General features: G+C 66.7%; 13 protein-coding genes. 4 read left to right on the forward strand and 9 right to left on the reverse strand.

Annotated elements, in window-relative coordinates; all coding sequences use genetic code 11:
- Nucleotides 1–8 precede the first annotated feature (8 nt).
- The 4 genes from CXR02_RS03290 to CXR02_RS03305 are packed head-to-tail and all read left to right on the forward strand — an operon-like array spanning nucleotide 9 to nucleotide 3,877.
- Nucleotides 9–983 carry a sugar-binding transcriptional regulator gene (locus CXR02_RS03290; protein ID WP_058932384.1) on the forward strand — a complete coding sequence of 325 codons (975 nt, stop codon included), beginning with the start codon at nucleotides 9–11 and terminating at the stop codon, nucleotides 981–983.
- 10 nt (nucleotides 984–993) lie between these two features.
- Complete coding sequence (locus CXR02_RS03295) at nucleotides 994–1,863, forward strand: aldo/keto reductase (protein WP_104060716.1); 870 nt, start codon at nucleotides 994–996, stop codon at nucleotides 1,861–1,863.
- A gap of 11 nt (nucleotides 1,864–1,874) precedes the next feature.
- On the forward strand, nucleotides 1,875–2,804 hold the full coding sequence (locus CXR02_RS03300; RefSeq protein WP_104060717.1) for an alpha/beta fold hydrolase: 930 nt from the start codon (nucleotides 1,875–1,877) through the stop codon (nucleotides 2,802–2,804).
- Nucleotides 2,801–3,877, forward strand: coding sequence for a glycosyltransferase family 1 protein (locus tag CXR02_RS03305; RefSeq protein WP_104060718.1), 1,077 nt, complete (start codon nucleotides 2,801–2,803; stop codon nucleotides 3,875–3,877). Before CXR02_RS03300 ends, CXR02_RS03305 begins: the two co-directional genes overlap by 4 nt.
- A 22-nt stretch (nucleotides 3,878–3,899) precedes the next feature.
- Here the strand turns inward: CXR02_RS03305 and CXR02_RS03310 are convergent, their stop codons facing one another.
- The 9 genes from CXR02_RS03310 to carA form a co-directional block, all read right to left on the reverse strand.
- A complete protein-coding gene (locus CXR02_RS03310) occupies nucleotides 3,900–6,062 on the reverse strand; it encodes a primosomal protein N' (protein WP_104060719.1) in 2,163 nt (720 codons plus the stop codon).
- An 11-nt stretch (nucleotides 6,063–6,073) separates the two neighbouring features.
- Nucleotides 6,074–7,309, reverse strand: coding sequence for a methionine adenosyltransferase (gene metK, locus CXR02_RS03315; RefSeq protein WP_104060720.1), 1,236 nt, complete (start codon nucleotides 7,307–7,309; stop codon nucleotides 6,074–6,076).
- A gap of 78 nt (nucleotides 7,310–7,387) precedes the next feature.
- Nucleotides 7,388–8,638, reverse strand: a complete 1,251-nt coding sequence (gene coaBC / locus CXR02_RS03320; protein WP_104060721.1) for a bifunctional phosphopantothenoylcysteine decarboxylase/phosphopantothenate--cysteine ligase CoaBC — start codon at nucleotides 8,636–8,638, stop codon at nucleotides 7,388–7,390.
- Nucleotides 8,639–8,667: 29 nt separating this feature from the next.
- Nucleotides 8,668–8,928, reverse strand: coding sequence for a DNA-directed RNA polymerase subunit omega (gene rpoZ, locus CXR02_RS03325; RefSeq protein WP_056340218.1), 261 nt, complete (start codon nucleotides 8,926–8,928; stop codon nucleotides 8,668–8,670).
- Between the two features lie 39 nt (nucleotides 8,929–8,967).
- Nucleotides 8,968–9,540 (reverse strand): guanylate kinase, encoded by a 573-nt coding sequence (gene gmk / locus CXR02_RS03330; protein WP_058932377.1) that lies wholly within the window; start codon nucleotides 9,538–9,540, stop codon nucleotides 8,968–8,970.
- Nucleotides 9,541–9,588: 48 nt separating this feature from the next.
- On the reverse strand, nucleotides 9,589–9,906 hold the full coding sequence (gene mihF, locus CXR02_RS03335; RefSeq protein WP_168223552.1) for an integration host factor, actinobacterial type: 318 nt from the start codon (nucleotides 9,904–9,906) through the stop codon (nucleotides 9,589–9,591).
- 109 nt (nucleotides 9,907–10,015) lie between these two features.
- Nucleotides 10,016–10,885 carry an orotidine-5'-phosphate decarboxylase gene (gene pyrF, locus CXR02_RS03340; protein WP_104060722.1) on the reverse strand — a complete coding sequence of 290 codons (870 nt, stop codon included), beginning with the start codon at nucleotides 10,883–10,885 and terminating at the stop codon, nucleotides 10,016–10,018.
- Entirely contained in the window at nucleotides 10,878–14,222 is a 3,345-nt protein-coding gene (gene carB / locus CXR02_RS03345) for a carbamoyl-phosphate synthase large subunit (RefSeq protein ID WP_104060723.1), read from the reverse strand. Before carB ends, pyrF begins: the two co-directional genes overlap by 8 nt.
- Entirely contained in the window at nucleotides 14,222–15,385 is a 1,164-nt protein-coding gene (carA, locus tag CXR02_RS03350) for a glutamine-hydrolyzing carbamoyl-phosphate synthase small subunit (protein ID WP_104060876.1), read from the reverse strand. The genes carB and carA overlap by 1 nt, the downstream gene beginning before the upstream one ends.
- Nucleotides 15,386–15,439 lie beyond the last annotated feature (54 nt).

Below are 15,439 nucleotides of genomic sequence, written 5' to 3' on the forward strand. Positions count from 1 at the left end.
GAATCAGAATGACACCTTCCCGGCACTCAGATGCGCTGCGGGCTGCACAGATGTATTACCTCCAGGACCTGACGATGGACGCGATCGCCCGGGAATTGCGGACATCCCGGTCCACTGTTTCGAGGCTTCTATCGGCGGCCAGGGACACTGGACTGGTCCAGATTCAGATCCGCAACCCGCTTGATACGGGCCCCGAACTCGAAAGCATGATCCGGCGCGAGTACAACGTGGACGTGCACGTTGTTCCGGTGCTGGAGTCGTTGAACGAGGCCGAAACCCTGGACCGCGTGGCCATTCAGGCAGCCCGCACCATCGGCCCTCTGGTGGACTCCAATGCGATTATCGGCGTCGCGTGGGGTTCAACGATCAGTGCGGTCAGCAGGCACCTCACGCGCAAGATCACGCACGATACCGTTGTGGTCCAGTTGAACGGCGCCGGCAACATGCACACCACCGGAATCACCTACGCGAGTGACATCATGCGCCGCTTCGGAAGTGCCTACGGCGCACGCGTGGAGCAGTTCCCTGTTCCCGCGTTTTTTGACCATGCGGCTACCAAAACCGCCATGTGGAATGAGCGCAGTGTGCAGCGCATCCTGGACCTGCAGGCCCGGATGAGCATCGCGATCTTCGGCGTTGGATCCGTGCACGCCGACTACCCGAGCCACGTCTATGCGGGTGGATACCTGGACGAGAGCGATCTCAAGATGCTGGCCCATTCAGATGTGGTGGGTGACGTTGCCACGGTCTTTTTCCGGCGTGACGGATCCTCTGACGGCATCGTCCTGAACGAACGATCCACGGGTCCGGCGCTCGCCCAGCTGCGCCAGGTCCGGCGGCGGATCTGCGTGATTTCCGGGGCATCCAAGATCAACGGCCTGCGGGGCGCCCTCTCCGCTGGCCTTGCCACCGACCTGATCGTGGATGAAGCCACCGCGCGCCGCCTGGTGGGCTTTGGCGGTGTCGCCTGGCCCAATGGGTAAAGTCAATGCTATGAAAACCTCACCCCGGCTCAGCCTCAACAACGGTGTGCTGATCGACCAGTTGGGATTCGGGCTGTACAAAGTTCCGGCAGCGGAAGCATCCGGCCTGGTGGCCACGGCCCTTGGCACCGGATATCGCCACTTTGACACGGCAGCGATGTACGGCAACGAAACCGGCGTGGCGCGGGGGCTCGGCCCCGCCATGGATTCCGAAGGCAGAAGCGGCGGCTCCGGGGAATCCTCGCCCGGCCTGCGGCGCGAGGACGTATTCATCACCACGAAGGTCTGGAACGATGACCAGGGGTACGACTCAACCCTCCGTGCCTTCGATACCTCCATGGTCAACCTCGGCCTGGACTACGTGGACATGTACCTGATCCACTGGCCCTGCGCCAAGCGGGATCTGTTCACCGACACATACCGCGCCCTCGAAACGTTGTACCGCGAAGGCAAAGTCCGCGCCATTGGCGTCTGCAACTTCCAGCCCGCGCACCTGGACCGGCTGCTCGAGAGCGCCGAAGTGGTGCCCGCCGTTAATCAGATTGAACTGCACCCGTGGCTCCAGCAGGCGGAGCTGAGGGACAAGCACCACGCCCTGGGCATCCGGACGGAAGCCTGGAGCCCCCTGGCGCGCGGACACGTTCTGTTGGATCCCGTGGTCCTGGCCCTGGCCGCCGAACACGGGAGGACAGCAGCCCAGATCATTCTTCGATGGCACATCCAGCTGGGGAACATTGCCATTCCGAAGGCAAGTTCCGAATCCCGGATCCGGGAAAACCTGGACGTCTTCGGCTTTGAACTTTCAGACCGCGACATGGCAGCCCTTGCCGAGCTTGACCGTGGTCAGCGCACCGGGTCCCACCCCGACAACGTCAACTAGGACCGAGGGTCATGAAAACCGCCGATCAACAGCCATTGCCTGCGCCCTCCTTCTTCAGCGCCGGGCTGGCCGCCCGCACCCGGGCCGCCGACATCGTGATTAACGGCAGCACGGTGGCGTACTGGACTTACGAACCAATTCAGGCCACGCCGGACACCCGCACCATCCTGGTCATCCATGGTTTCCGCGGCGATCACCACGGCCTGCTCCGGGTTGCAGACCAGTTGCCGGAAATGCGCATCATCATGCCGGACCTGCCGGGGTTCGGCAGCTCCGCCGCGTTCGTGTCCGGGAAACATTCGGTGGAGCAGTACGGCACCTTTGTCACCGACTTTATGGCGGCGCTCGGCCTCGGCCCGGACACCGTGCTGGTGGGGCACTCCTTCGGCTCGATCGTCGCCGCCCATTTTGTCGCCACCCACCCGGGTACCGTCACACCGCTGATCCTGATCAACCCCATCGCCGCGCCTGCCCTGGAAGGCCCCAAGGGCATCATGACCCAGCTGGCCGTCCTCTACTACCGGCTGGCGGCCCGGCTCCCCCGCCCGCTGGGACTGGCACTGCTGCGCAGTCCGCTGATTGTCAGGGTCATGAGCGAGGCCATGGCCAAGACGGCCGACACAGACCTGCGCCGCTTCATCCACGGCCAGCACCATGCCTACTTCAGCGCTTTCGCGAACCGGGAAAGCCTCCTCGAATCGTTCACGGCCTCGGTCAGCGGCCATGTGGCCGAGGTTGCCGGGAAGCTGAGCCTGCCGGTGCTCCTGGTCGCCGGCGAAAAAGACGAGATTGCCACTCTGCCGGACCAGCACCGTCTCGCCGCGCTCCTCCCCGACGGCGTCCTCAAAGTCATTCCCGGCGTTGGCCACCTGATCCACTACGAAACGCCCGGCCCCGCCGCCGGCTTCATCCGCAGCTTCCTTAAGGACCACCCCGCGTGAAGATAGTCATCGATGCACGATTCACCCGGACCGATCATCACGACGGCATCAGCCGTTACGGAGCCAGCCTCATCGCCGCCACGGCAAAGGTGGCCGACGTTTCCATGCTTATCAGCGACACGCGCCAACTGGCGCTGCTCCCGGATGTTCCGTACACACTGATCAACAGTCCGCTGTCCCCGCTGGAGCTGTTCGTGGCCCGCAGGATCAACCCGCTCGGCGCCGATGTTGTGGTGTGCCCCATGCAGACCATGGGCAGCTGGGGGCGCAAGTACGGCCTGGTCCTGACCCTGCACGACCTCATCTACTACGAGCACCCCGCTCCCCCGGGATTCCTGCCGGCACCCGTCCGCGTGCTCTGGCGGCTCTACCACAAGGCGTTCTGGCCGCAGCGCGTCCTCCTCAACCGGGCGGACACCGTGGCCACCATCAGCCGGACTACGGAAGCGTTGATGGCCAAGTACCGGCTCACCAAAAGGCCCGTGCGGATCATCAGCAACGCCCCGCAGCCCTCCCAGGAACCGCGTGATCCTGCCGCCGGAGCGGACCATTCGCTGGTGTACATGGGCTCGTTTATGCCCTACAAAAACGTTGAAACAATGGTGGCCGGCATGTCCGAGCTGCCAGATTTCACCCTGCACCTGCTGAGCAGGATCACCGCCGAGCGCCGGGCCGAGCTGGAGATCATGGTGCCGCCGGGTGCCACGGTGGTCTTCCACAACGGGGTCACCGATGACGAATATGCCGTTCTGCTCAAGCGCGCCACTGCACTGGTGAGCCTCTCCCACGCCGAAGGCTATGGTCTTCCGCTGGTAGAGGCCATGGCCCTCGGCACGCCGGTCATCGCCAGCGACATCCCGATTTTCCGCGAGGTGGGCGGCGACGCGGCAACCTACGTTGATCCCGGATCCCCGGCAGAGTTCGCCGCGGCCGTGCAGAAACTGCGGGACGACGCCCACTGGCAAGAGGTGTCCCGGCGTTCCGTGGCACGTGCGCAGGGGTTCAGCTGGGACGAATCCGCGCAGCAGCTGGTGGACGTGGCCCACGACATCATGGCGCGGCGCAGCCGCTGACTGATGCCGGCAGAGGAAGCCGCTAGAGGACGTCCACGCCGTCCAGCCTGACCTGGACCGGTTCCGTCGTCCTCTTGGCGGCGGCCGCAGCCTTTGTCGCACGTAACACCCGGGTGACCGTGGCTGCCTGCCCGTACGCAAAGAACAGCAGGGTCCGGGCGTCCTCCCCGGCCCCCGCGGCACCCCCGGCTCCCCCGGCTCCCCCGGCGGCCGCTGGACCGGTGAGGACCAGCGGAGCCGGTCCTGCGGTCCGCAGCGTCACGCCGGCGGCGGCGAGCTCTTTCTCCACGGTCCCGCAAAAATGTACGACGGCGGCCCGTGGGCCGGTGACCGAGGCAATCCTGACCGCCGGCGGCAGCTGGAGTTCCATCCGGAGTTCCAGCTCGCGCCGGGCGTACCCGGCCGGGTCCCACCGCAGCAACGCGCCAACAGCAACACTTTCCGTCGCGGTGATGACCACCAGTCCGCCGTCGGACGCCGGGCGCACCAAAGCTGCGGCGTTGAACCAGCGGCGCACCGTGTCTTCCCCGGCGCGGAGGTTCTCCCGGCGGAGCAGGGAGTCGCCGTCGAGGAGCAGCGCCGCTGCGTAACCGCCTTCCGCCACGGGCTCGGCCCCGACGGTGGCCACCACCAAGGCCTTGGTGCTGCCAACGCCGGCCTTGATGTTGCCGCCCGCGGACGTAATGACGGTTTTTCCGGGAAATGCCCTGCCCAGCTCTTCGGCTGTGCGCAGGACGCCGGTGGCGCCCTTACGGAGCTTGTGCCCCGCGCAATGGGCACACTGCCAATCCGGCGCCGGCGTGGAACACCAGCGGCATTGCGGGACCGCAGAACTGCCGGTGGCTCCGGCCACGGCAAGGGGACCTTGGCAGGCCTGGCAGCGGGCGGGTTCGCGGCACGTCTCACAGACGAGCGACGGCGCGTAGCCGGCGCGGGCCACCTGCACCAGGACGGGCCCGCGTTCCAGCCCGTCCTTGGCAGCCCGCCACGCGGCACCGGGAAGCCGCGCAACGAGGGCCAGGGGGTCGCGTTCCTGTTCGAAGCTGTCCGCCGTGTTCAGCACCCGGGGCACGGTCCGTCGTGCGAACGCCCGATCGGCCTCAACGGGCATGGCCCAGCCGGCCTCCACCAGCCGCTGGAGTTCCGTGCTCCTGGAATGACCGGCCATGAGACAGGCTGTGCCTTCCTGGTCCGCGCGCAGCAGCAGCACGTCGCGGGCATGGGCGTACGGGGCACGCTGTTCGATGTGGAGGTCGTCGCCGTCGTCCCAGCAGGCAACAAGGCCCAGATCCCGGACCGGGGCAAACGCTGCCGAGCGCGTGCCGATGGCTACGCGCGCGGACCCGGCAAGGAGGCGAAGGAAGTTCCGGTAACGGGGAGTGGGCCCGTCGTCGGACGTCAGGCGGGCGATATCGTCGGCGGGCAGCACCGCCAGGAGCGCCTTTTCCAGCTGGTCCAGGTCCCGGTAGTCCGGCACCACCACCACGGCGCCGCGGCCGGAGGCACGGACTGCTGCCACGGCCGTTGCCATCAGGTGCGGCCAAGCTGCCGGGCCGAATCCCTGAAGCGGGTTGAAGACCGCCCGTGGGGATCCGCCGTCCCTCAGGTGGCGGACAAATGCCGGGCCGTTGCGGTACCCGGTCCAGTCTGCTTCAGTCCCGGCGGGGACGTCCGGGCCGGTCAAGGCTCCGGCGTCGGCGAGCGGATCCGGTGCCGCCGGCTCTGCTGCCGGCAACGAGAGGAAGTCCTTCTCGAGCCTCGCCATGCGCGGGGGCACCGCGACGCGAAGGACGTCACTGACGGTCCCCGCATACCGGGCCGCGACGGCGGACACCAGGTCCCGGACAGCCGGCGTCAGGACGACGACGGGAGAGACCACCTTCTGCAGGGGCACCAGGGTGTGGCCGGCGTCGGATTCTTCAGTCCGTTCAATGATGAACCCGGACAGGTCCTGGCCATTGAAGCTGACCTTTACCCGGACGCCGGCCTGTGCGGCCCCGTCCAGTTCGGCCGGCACGCTGTAGTCGAAAGGCCGGTCCAGATGCGGCAGCGGCGTCTCCACGAGGACCCTGGCCACCGGAAGGTGCGCGGCCAGCGGGGGCCCGGGCGGCCTGGCCTTCGCCGGGAAGCCCTGCAGCAGCGACAACTGGACGGCGCCGGGAGGGACAGACTCATCAGAGGCCATGGCGGACTGGCCTACGCGTTGAAGAAGGCCTTCAGGTCCTCCACCCGGTCCAGGCGCTCCCAGGTGAAGTCGGGATCGTCACGGCCGAAGTGTCCGTGCGCGGCGGTCTTCGCGTAGATGGGACGCTTGAGGTCCAATGCGTCGATGATGGCACGCGGGCGGAGGTCGAAGATCTCCGCGATGGCGGCGCTGATCCTGGCCGGGTCCACTGTCTCGGTGCCGAAGGTCTCGACGTACGTACCCACGGGGCGGGCCTGGCCGATAGCGTAGGCAATCTGGATCTCGGCGCGCTTTGCCAGTCCGGCCGCCACGACGTTCTTGGCAACCCAGCGCATGGCGTAGGCAGCGGAACGGTCCACCTTGGAGGGGTCCTTGCCCGAGAAGGCGCCGCCGCCGTGGCGGGCCATGCCACCGTAGGTGTCCACGATGATCTTGCGTCCGGTCAGGCCGGCGTCACCGACGGGCCCGCCGATGACAAACTCACCGGCCGGGTTCAGGATGTTGGCAGCCCGGGAAATGTCAAGGTTGGCTGCAGCCAAGACGGGCTTAATGACAAAGGCGGCGAGGTCCGCGCGCAGCCGGTCCAGGCTGGTGCCTGCGGCGTGCTGGCTGGAGATGACGACGGTTTCGACGGAAACCGGGACGTCCTTGTCGTAGCCGATGGTGACCTGGGTCTTGCCATCGGGGCGGAGGTAGGACAGTTCGCCGGACTTGCGCACCTCGGTGAGGCGTTCAGACAGGCGGTGCGCGATCCAGATCGGCACCGGCATGTAGGACGGGGTTTCGTCGCTCGCGTACCCAAACATCAGGCCCTGGTCGCCGGCGCCCTGGAGGTCGTAGTCGTCCTCCTGGCGGCCTTCGCGGGCTTCGAGGGAGTTGAAGACACCCCCGGCGATGTCGTTGGACTGCTGTCCAATGGAAACGGAGACGCCGCAGCGGGCACCGTCAAAGCCGTTGGCCGAGGAGTCGTAGCCGATGCCGAGGATGGTTTCGCGGACGATCTGCGGGATTTCGACGTAGGCGTCGGTAGTGACCTCACCTGCAACGTGGACCAGGCCGGTGGTGGCCATGGTCTCCACGGCGACGCGGGACTCGGGGTCCGCGGCGAGCAGTGCATCCAGGATGGCGTCACTGATCTGGTCGCAGATCTTGTCCGGGTGGCCTTCAGTGACCGACTCGGACGTGAAGAGCCGGAGGGCGGAGGGCGTGGCCCCGGGGGTGTGGGGAATGTGCAGCGGTAAAGTCACTCAACTACCTTACTGGTTGGGAATCGGACGTCCGGCGGCGTGTGTCCCCGTGCTAAGGAAACGGTGCGTGGCTTTCGGTCAGGCGCGTGGCGAAACGTGGTTCAGCTCATAGCCGACCCGCGTGATGACGGCGGCCGAAACCTCTGTTTTGGTTCCGGCGGCCAGTTGTGGTTCGGCGCCGGAGCGGGCAAGGATGACTACCGAGTTGCTGTCCTGGCCAAAAACCTTGTCCGATCCCACATGATTGACCACCAGGAGATCGCAGCCCTTGCGCTTGAGCTTTGCCTCCGCGTAGGTCAGGACGTCGCCCTGGCCGTCACCGGTCTCTGCTGCGAAGCCCACAATCAGCTGGCTCCGGCGGCTGGCTTGGTTTTCGGGAGCGTGGTCCCGGACCTCGACCAGTTCCTGGAGGATGTCCGGGTTCCGGACCAGGGAAATGACGGGGTCCGCGGTGTCATCACGTTTCTTGATCTTGGTGCCGGAGATCTCGGCGGGGCGGAAGTCCGCCACGGCCGCAGCCATGATCACGACGTCGGACTCCGCCGCCGCTGCCAGCATGGCCTCGCGCAACTCCAGCGCGGTCTCAACGGTCACGACGTCGACCCCTGCCGGCGCCGGGACCTCCATATGGGCGGCGACCAGGCGGACCGTGGCACCCGCGTTGCGGGCGGCGACGGCCAGCGCCACGCCCTGCTTACCGGAGGACCGGTTGCCCAGGAAACGGACGGGGTCCAGCGGTTCCCGCGTTCCGCCTGCACTGACTGTGACGGTCCGCCCGGCCAGCGGAAGCTGGTAATCGGACTGGCCCTGGGCGAGTGCCATGGCGGCGTCGAAGATGGCTTCGGGCTCAGGCAGGCGGCCCGGACCGGAGTCGGTGCCGGTGAGCCGGCCGCTGGCCGGTTCCAGGACGGCCACTCCCCTGCTCCGCAGCGTTTCAACGTTGGCGCGGGTGGCGGCGTGCTGCCACATCTCCGTGTGCATGGCGGGGGCAAAGAGTACCGGGCCGCTGGCCATGAGCAGCGTGTTGGTGAGGAGGTCATTGGCTTGTCCGGTGGCCGCCCGAGCCAAAAGATCGGCCGTCGCGGGCGCCACCACAATGAGGTCGGCCTCATGGCCGAGCCTGACGTGGTTGACCTGGTGCACGTCGTCGAAGACGCTGTTGCTGACCGGGTTCCCGGACAGGGCCTCCCACGTGGCGACACCCACAAAGCGGGTGGCTGCCTCAGTGGGAATCACCGTGACATTGTGGCCGGCTTCAGTAAAAAGCCGGAGGAGCGATGCGACCTTGTAGGCCGCTATCCCTCCCCCGACTCCGAGGACTATGCGCACGTGACCTCCGTCAACAGGGCAGTCTGAACTTACTCTGCGGCTTCGATCGGCGTGGAAACGAGCTTGCCTTCGTTGATTTCGCGCAGGGCGATGGACAGCGACTTCTCGTTCAGCTTGGTGTCGACCAGGGGGCCGACGTACTCGAACAGGCCCTCGTGCAGCTGGGCGTAGTAAGCGTTGATCTGACGTGCACGCTTGGCACCGAAGATCACCAGGCCGTACTTGGAATCAGCTGCCTTAAGCAGTGAGTCGATCGGCGGGTTGATGATGCCTTCAAGGTTCGTGGACACGAATTCTCCAAATTCTAACGGGCTGGCTGCTACCGGCTACTAGTGCGGGTGCGGGGTCAGCCCCATGAGTGAAACAAGCTCGTCCGCTGCCCGGCGAACGTCATCATTGATGACGGTGTGGTTAAACTCCGGTTCAGCGGCAAGTTCCAGTTTAGCTGTTTCCAGCCGCTGCTGCTGCTCCTGCTCAGTTTCCGTGCCGCGACCCACCAGTCGGCGGACCATTTCGTCCCAGCTGGGCGGCGCCAGGAACACAAACTGGGCGTCAGGAACGGCCTGCTTGACCTGGCGTGCACCCTGCAGATCGATCTCCAGCAGGACGGACCTGCCGGCCGCGATGGCCTCGTCCACGGAACTCCGCAGCGTGCCGTAGGTGTTCTGGCCGTGGACTACGGCCCATTCCAGAAACTCGCCGGCCGCAACGAGCGACTCGAACTCTTCCTTGGACTTGAAGAAGTAGTGGACGCCATCCTGCTCACCGGGCCGCGGAGCGCGGGTGGTGGCCGATACGGAAAGCCAGACTTCGGGGTAGTTATCCCGGATGTAGGTGGACACGGTGCCTTTGCCAACAGCCGTCGGACCAGCGAGGACTGTCAGTCCCGGTTTCTTGCTCACGTATTCCTTTGCGGCGGAGTTTGGGTTCGGGCGCCTCTAGGAAACGCCCTATTTCTCGTCAATAAAATCTACCAGCGCCTGGCGCTGGTGAATGCCCAGCCCGCGGAGACGGCGGGAGGCCGCTATGCCCAACTGCTCCATAATGGCTGCAGCCCTGACTTTTCCGATGCCCGGCAGGGCCTCCAACAGCTCCACCACCCGCATCCGGGCCAGGGCGTCATCCGCGGCGGCGGCACCGATAAGGTCCGCTGCCGACGTCTTGCCGTTTTTGAGGCGCTCTTTGGCGGCCGCCCTGGCGGCCCGCGCGGCGGCCGCCTTGTTCAGGGCCGCCGCGCGTTCCGAAGGAGATAAGGGTCGCAGGCTCATGGAGGACACCCCCGGATTCATCGGCCGAGTCCAAGGCGACCGCCATTGGACTTGTCCTGAAACCTACCCCTTGGTGGGCGGTGAATCAATGGATGCCAGCTTCGGGCCGCTATTCGCCGCGGAGGCCCTCAAGCGTGCGCAACGCAGCATCACGGAGACCCCGGGTCCCTGGACCGGCAGCCAGGATATCCCGGCTGGACGTCCCCAGGACCTGCGGGTACGCCGCCCCGAAGGTCCGGCGAAGGTCGGCCGGTGTGGCACCCTGGGCGCCCAGTCCCGGGGCCAGGATGGGTCCACGGACCGCCGGGAGGTCCAGGTGCAGGTCAGTCAACGCTGACCCCACAGTGGCGCCGACAACGAGTCCAATGGACCCCAGTCCGCCGGCATAACGGCTGTTCTCTGCCGCTGCCGCCTCGACGATCCGCCGGGCCACGGAGTCGGCTCCGCCCACATGCTGCACGGAAGCCCCCTCCGGGTTGGAGGTCAACGCCAGGACAAAAACGCCCCGGCCGTAGTCCGCTGCCAGGTCAAGCGCCGGGCGGAGCGACTCAAACCCCAGGTACGGGCTGAGGGTCACGGAGTCGGCTGCCAGGGACGAGCCGTCCCGCAGCCAGGCGTCCGCGTAGGCAGCCATCGTGGAGCCGATGTCGCCCCGCTTGGCGTCAGCAATGGTGAGGACCTGCGCCTGCGTTGCCGCGGCCAGCACTTCCTCCAGGACTGCCATCCCGGCCGAACCGTGGCGCTCGTAGAGCGCCACCTGCGGCTTCACCGCGGCAGCGAGCGAACCGACAGCCTCCAGGACCGTCAGCGAAAACCGCCTCAGCCCTGCGGCGTCGTCGGCCAGTCCCCAGTCCTTCAGGAGTGCCGGGTGCGGGTCAATGCCCACGCACAGCGGCCCGCGGGCCGCCATGGCCGCCCCGAGCCGGGAGCCGAAGGGCTCCCGGGCGGGGCCTGATGGTGTGGAGGCGGCCTCAGGCATGCTGCGAAACCGCAGACTCGGCCGCCGCGTTCTCCGCAGCCGCCTTCTGGGACGCCACCAGGGCGGCGGCGTGCTCCTGCAGGCTGGTCACCGACCATTCGTAGGTGCGCATCGCCTCGATGGCCTGCACCGCCGCGTTGAACTCGGCCACCGTGGTGATGCAGGGGATGCCGATGGAGGTCGCTGCAGCACGCAGGGCGTAGCCGTCGCTGCGGGCCTCGCCGCCGGAGGGGGTGTTGAAGACCATGTCGATCTCGCCGGCGATGACGAGGTCTGCGATGGTGCCCTCGCCTTCGGCACTGCTGCCCTCGGCGACCTTGCGGACCGTGCTGGCCTGGATGCCGTTGCGGCGCAGGACGTCGGCGGTGCCGCCGGTGGAGACGATCTCAAAGCCGAGGTCCGAAAGGCGCTTGACGGCCATGATGACCGCCCGCTTGTCCCGGTTGGCCACGGAGACGAAGATCTTGCCTTCGGTGGGCAGGGCATTGTTGGCGGCTGCCTGGCTCTTGGCGAAGGCGGTGTCGAAGTGCTTGTCGATGCCCATGACTTCGCCAGTGGACCGCATTTCCGGGCCGAGCAGCGAGTCCACTACCTTGCCTTCCGGGGTGCGGAAGCGGCTGAACGGAAGCACGGCTTCCTTGACCGAGACCGGGGCGTCGAGCGGCAGCGTGGAGCCGTCGCCGGTTTCGGGAAGCATCTTGTAGGCGGTCCGCAGCTGGTGGATGGTGACGCCCGTGCCGATCAGCGCGGCGGCCTTGGCCATCTGGACACCCGTGGCCTTGGAGACGAACGGCACGGTGCGGGAGGCACGCGGGTTCGCTTCGAGCACGTAGAGAACGTCCGAGGCCAGCGCGAACTGGATGTTGATCAGGCCGCGGACCCCCACGCCCTCGGCGATGGCACGGGTTGCCGTGCGGACACGCTCGATCACGTTGTTGCCCAGGGTGATGGGAGGCAGGACACACGCGGAGTCGCCGGAGTGGATGCCGGCCTCCTCGATGTGCTCCATGATGCCGCCCAGGTACATGTCGGTGCCGTCGAAGAGGGCGTCGACGTCGATTTCGACGGCGTCCTCCAGGAAGCGGTCGATCAGCACCGGGTGGTCCGGGGTGATTTCCGTGGCGTTGGCGATGTACCGGGAGAGGTTCGGCTCGTCGTAGACGATTTCCATGCCGCGGCCGCCGAGCACGTAGGACGGACGGACCAGGACGGGGTATCCGATCTCGTCGGCGATCTTCTTGGCGTCGTCGAAGGACACCGCGGTGCCGTTCTTCGGGGAGATCAGCCCGGCGTTGTCGAGCACGCGGGAGAACTCGCCGCGGTGCTCGGCGAGGTCGATCGCTTCCGGAGAGGTGCCCAGGATGGGGACACCGGCGTCGGCCAGCTGCTGTGCCAGCTTCAGCGGGGTCTGGCCACCGAGCTGCACAAAGACACCCATCACGCCGCCGGTACGTTCCTCGGCGGCGATGACCTCGAGGACGTCCTCCAGGGTCAGCGGCTCGAAGTACAGGCGGGTGGAAACGTCGTAGTCCGTGGAGACGGTTTCCGGGTTGCAGTTGACCATCACGGTCTCGTAGCCGGCCTTGCGCAGCGCCATGGAGGCGTGGACGCAGGAGTAGTCGAACTCGATGCCCTGGCCGATGCGGTTGGGGCCGGAGCCGAGGATCAGGATGGACGGCTTGGAGTGCAGCGCAATCTCGTCCTCCTCGTCATAGGACGAGTAGTGGTACGGAGTGTAGGCGGCGAACTCGGCGGCGCAGGTGTCCACCGTCTTGTAGACCGGACGGATCCCGAGGGCCTGCCGGACGCCGCGGACCACGGCTTCGGAATTGTGCGTGAGGGACCCGATCTGCTCATCCGAGAAGCCGTGGCGCTTGGCGCGCTTGAGCATCTCCACGGTCAGGGCTCCGGCCTGGCGGATCTCGTGGGAGATCTCGTTGAGCAGCTGGAGCTGGTCCAGGTACCAGGGGTCGATCTTGGTGGCTTCGAACAGCTGTTCCACGGTGGCGCCGCCGAGCAGGGCACGCTGGACCTGGTGCAGGCGCTCCGTGGTGGGCCGCTTGGCCTTCTCGATCAGCTCCGGGACTTCCCATTCGGGGACGGAGCTGAAGTCCAGCTGCGAGCCCTTCTGCTCCAGGGAGCGCAGGGCCTTCTGCAGGGCCTCGGTGAAGTTGCGGCCCATGGCCATGGCTTCGCCGACGGACTTCATGGTGGTGGTGAGGGTGTCGTCAGCGGCCGGGAACTTCTCGAAGGCGAAGCGCGGAACCTTGACCACCACGTAGTCCAGGGTGGGTTCGAACGACGCCGGGGTCTTCTGCGTGATGTCGTTCGGGATCTCGTCCAGCGTGTAGCCGAGGGAGAGCTTGGTGGCGATCTTGGCGATGGCGAAGCCCGTGGCCTTGGACGCCAGGGCGGAGGACCGGGAGACGCGCGGGTTCATTTCGATGACCACTACCCGGCCGGTGTCCGGCTCGATGGCGAACTGGATGTTGCAGCCCCCGGTGTCCACGCCCACCTCACGGATGACGGCGATGGAGATGTCGCGGAGCCGCTGGTATTCGCGGTCCGTCAGGGTCAGCGCCGGTGCCACGGTGATGGAGTCGCCGGTGTGGACGCCCACGGGGTCGAAGTTCTCGATGGAGCAGACCACCACGACGTTGTCGTTTTTGTCGCGCATCATTTCGAGCTCGTATTCCTTCCAGCCGAGGATGCTCTCTTCGAGGAGCACCTCGCTGGTGGGGCTGTACTGCAGGCCCTGGCCGACGATGCGGCGCAGGTCGTTTTCGTTGTACGCCAGGCCGGAGCCCAGCCCGCCCATGGTGAAGGAGGGCCGGACCACCATCGGGTAGCCGAGGTCCTCGGCGGCGGTGAACGCCTCGTCCATGGTGTGGATGATGTGGCTGCGGGCAGATTCGGCGCCGCAGCGTTCCACCACGCCCTTGAACTTTTCGCGGTCCTCGCCGAGCTCGATGGCCGCGATGTTCGCGCCGATGAGCTCCACGTTGTACTTTGCCAGCACGCCGTTCTTGTCCAGCGCGATGGCCGTGTTCAGTGCGGTCTGCCCGCCCAGGGTGGGCAGGATCGCGTCCGGGCGCTCCTTGGCGATGATCTTCTCCACCACCTCGGGGGTGATGGGCTCGATGTAGGTGGCATCGGCGAACTCGGGGTCCGTCATGATGGTGGCCGGGTTCGAGTTCACCAGGATGACCCGCAGGCCCTCCTCCTTGAGGACACGCAGTGCCTGGGTACCGGAGTAGTCGAACTCCGCGGCCTGGCCGATCACGATCGGGCCGGAACCGATGACCAGGACGCTCTTAAGGTCAGTTCTCTTGGGCATTACTTCTTGTCCTCAGTCTTGGAATCGGTGGTGTTCTCTGCGCCGGTTTTGGTGACGGCCATCAGGTCGATGAAACGGTCGAACAGGTAGGCGGCGTCGTGCGGGCCGGCTGCGGCTTCCGGGTGGTACTGCACCGAGAAGGCCGGGATGTCCAGGCACGCGAGGCCTTCAACGACGTCGTCGTTGAGGCTGATGTGGCTGACCTCAACGCGGCCGTAGCGCTCCTCGGGAGCCTGCGTGGCGCCGTCGAGCGGTGCGTCGACGGCGAAGCCGTGGTTCTGCGAGGTGATCTCCACCTTGCCGGTGCGGCGGTCCAGGACGGGCTGGTTGATGCCGCGGTGGCCGTAGCGGAGCTTGTAGGTGCCGAAGCCCAGGGCGCGTCCCAGGATCTGGTTGCCGAAGCAGATGCCGAAGTACGGCAGCTTCTCGTCCAGGACGGAGCGCAGCAGCTTGACCTGGACGTCTGCCGTGGCGGGGTCGCCGGGGCCGTTGGACATAAAGAAGCCGTCCGGGTTGACGGCCTTGACGTCCTCGAGGGTGGAGGTTGCGGGCAGGACATGGACGCGGACGCCGCGCTCGGCGAAGCGGATGGGGGTCATGGCCTTGATGCCGAGGTCGATCGCGGCAATGCTGAAGCGCGGCTCGCCGTCCCAGCCGTGGTCCTTGGGGTCCACCACATAGGCTTCGCTGACGCTGACTTCCTCGGCCAGGCGGGCGCCTTCCATCGGGGCGCTGGCCAGGACCGCGTCAAGGAGTTCCTTGTCCGTGGCCTTGGCGGCCTCACCCGAGAAGATGCCGGCGCGCATGGTCTTGTGCTCGCGCAGGTGGCGGGTGATGGCGCGGGTGTCCACGCCCTGGATGCCCACGATCCCCTGCTCGATGAGTTCCTCGTCCAGGGAGCGTTCGGAGCGCCAGTTGGACGGGCGGCGGGCGGCATCGCGGACGATGTAGCCGGCCACCCAGATGCGCCGGGACTCGGCGTCCTCGCTGTTCACACCGGTGTTGCCGATGTGCGGCGCGGTCTGCACCACCAGCTGGCGGGCGTAAGAGGGATCGGTGATGGTTTCCTGGTAGCCGGTCATGCCGGTGGCGAACACTGCCTCGCCCAGGGCAGTGCCCTGCGCGCCGTAGCTGGTGCCGCGGAACATGCGGCCGTCCTCCAGGACGAATACCGCCGGGGTGGTAACTGTGGTGGAAAGGGCTGCTGGTGCCGCAGC

It is taken from the genome of Arthrobacter sp. 4R501 (assembly GCF_002929755.1).
GTDB lineage: Bacteria > Actinomycetota > Actinomycetes > Actinomycetales > Micrococcaceae > Arthrobacter.